Source organism: Streptomyces sp. NPDC054840 (genome assembly GCF_053611065.1).
This window is the reverse complement of the sequence record NZ_JBSGZP010000991.1, coordinates 1-1,971: the sequence shown is the minus strand read 5'-3', so window position 1 is coordinate 1,971 and position 1,971 is coordinate 1. Positions and strand designations below refer to the sequence as shown.

2 protein-coding genes are annotated in these 1,971 nt (G+C 68.7%); one reads left to right on the top strand and one right to left on the bottom strand.

All coding sequences use genetic code 11. From position 1 onward, the window contains the following. Nucleotides 1-108: 108 nt before the first annotated feature. Nucleotides 109-1,107, bottom strand: coding sequence for an NADP-dependent oxidoreductase (locus tag ACWGIU_RS36765; RefSeq protein WP_453712416.1), 999 nt, complete (start codon nucleotides 1,105-1,107; stop codon nucleotides 109-111). A gap of 122 nt (nucleotides 1,108-1,229) precedes the next feature. Between ACWGIU_RS36765 and ACWGIU_RS36760 the strand changes: the two genes are divergently transcribed. Further along, on the top strand, nucleotides 1,230-1,971 hold a 742-nt coding region (locus ACWGIU_RS36760), incomplete at its 3' end, for a LysR family transcriptional regulator (RefSeq protein WP_453712415.1).

Genomic DNA, 1,971 nt, shown 5'->3' with positions numbered 1-1,971 from the left:
CCCCTCCGCCAGGCCGCCCGCTTCGTGCCGGCACTTTCCACCAGGCCGCCCGCTTCGTCCCGGCCCTGCTGGAGCGGGTGACCGTGGATTCGTGCTGGAGTTCGGCGATCACGACACCATGGTCAGCACGATCTTGCCTTGGATGTGGCCCTGCGCGGCTCGCCTGTGTGCGCTGCCCGCCTCGGGCAGCGGGTAGGTGCTGTCCACCCCGACCTGGAGCGTGCCCGCGTCGAGCAGGCACCCGATCTCGGCGAGCTGGGGGCCGTTGGAACGCACCTGAATGTTCGAGACTGAGATGCCCAGACGCGCCGTCTCTTCCGGGTCGTACTGGGCGAAGAACACCGGAAGCATGGTCCCGCCGCGCTTGAGCACGGTCAGGAAGCGTGAGCTGTCCGGGCCACCGACGGTGTCGATCACCAGGTCGACACCGCTGACCACGTCCGCGGCCTGCTTCCTGGTGTAGTCGAGGAACTCATCGGCGCCGAGCTTGCGCAGGAACTGCTCGTGCCGGCCCGAGGCCACCGCGATCACGTGTGCCCCCTTCCATTTCGCCAACTGCACCGCGAAGTGGCCCACTCCACCGGCGGCCCCGTTGACGAGCACGGTCATACCTGGCGTGATCGGCACGGGCCGGTGCACCTGGCCGGTGAAAGGAGACGGTAGGTCGTGGCCGAGATCAACCAAGTACTGCCAGGCCGTGAGCACGGCCATGGGTGCACCGGCCGCCTGCACGTGGTCGATACCGGCCGGCTTGTGAGCGAGGTCCGAAGCCGGCGCGGCCACGTACTCGGCGTACGTCCGGCCGTCGAATCCGGGGAACCGCAGCATGCCGAAGACCTCGTCACCGACGGCGAACCCCGGCACGTCCGGAGCGACCGCCTCGACCACGCCCGACATGTCCGTTCCCGGGATCAGGGGGAACTCCAGCGCCGGCCTCATCTCGGCCGGCATGACCTTCAGCCCCTCACGCAGGTACCAATCCGGCGGATTGATGCCGGCCGCGTGCACCCGGACGAGCACCTCGCCCGGGCCGATGTCGGGAACCGGCACCTCGTCATACTGCAGAACTTCCGGCCCGCCCGCTTCGCGGAACTGAATCGCCTTCATCGCGCCTGTCGCTTTCTCGGGGAAACGGTGTTCCCTCAGTCAAGGCCCAGGAAGGCATGGCCGTCCAAGACCGGTTCGGCAACCCCGTCATTCCGAAACGGCATGACGCGTACGCTGGAAAGGTGAACGATCTCGGACAGGACCTGGAACTGCGGCTGGTGCGCTACTTCACCGTGGTGGCGGCGCATGAGCACTTCGGCCGGGCGGCCGCGCACTTGCACGTGGCCCAGCCGGCGCTGAGCCGCCAGATCCAACGGCTCGAGAAGTATCTCGGCGTACGTCTGCTGGACCGCGTACCCCAGGGCACCCGGCTCACTCCGGCCGGCCAGACGTTCCTCCCCCGGGCACAAGCCCTGCTCCAGGCCGCCCGCCACGCCGAGTTGGCCGTGCGGGAACAAGCCGAGACCGAACGCATCGCCATCGGCTACGTCGAAGACCTGGTGATCACGTCCGTCGTACAGGAACTGAGCCGCCGTTACCCGGAGGCCGAGATCGCCACCCGTTATCTGAGCTGCCGCGACGTCGGGGCGCTGTCCGACGAGCGCGTCGACGCCCTGATCGCGCGCGCCCCGCTGCCGCTCGCCGCCGACGACGTACTCACCACTCCGCTGTACGAAGAGCCCCGGATGCTCGTGGTCCCGCGCGGCCATCCCTTGGCCGACCGTGTGTCGGTGACCGCGGAAGAGCTGGCCGGCGAGGAGGCGGCGCCGTGCGTGTTCGAGACCGCGGACTGGACTTCCTACCGGATCCTCGGAGTCGGCGTCCCGCCGATCGAGAGCTACGAGGACAAGCTCGAACTCGTCGCGAGTGGCAGGGCGATCGCCGTGCTACCGGTCGGCGATCGGCGCAGCTCACTGCGTCACG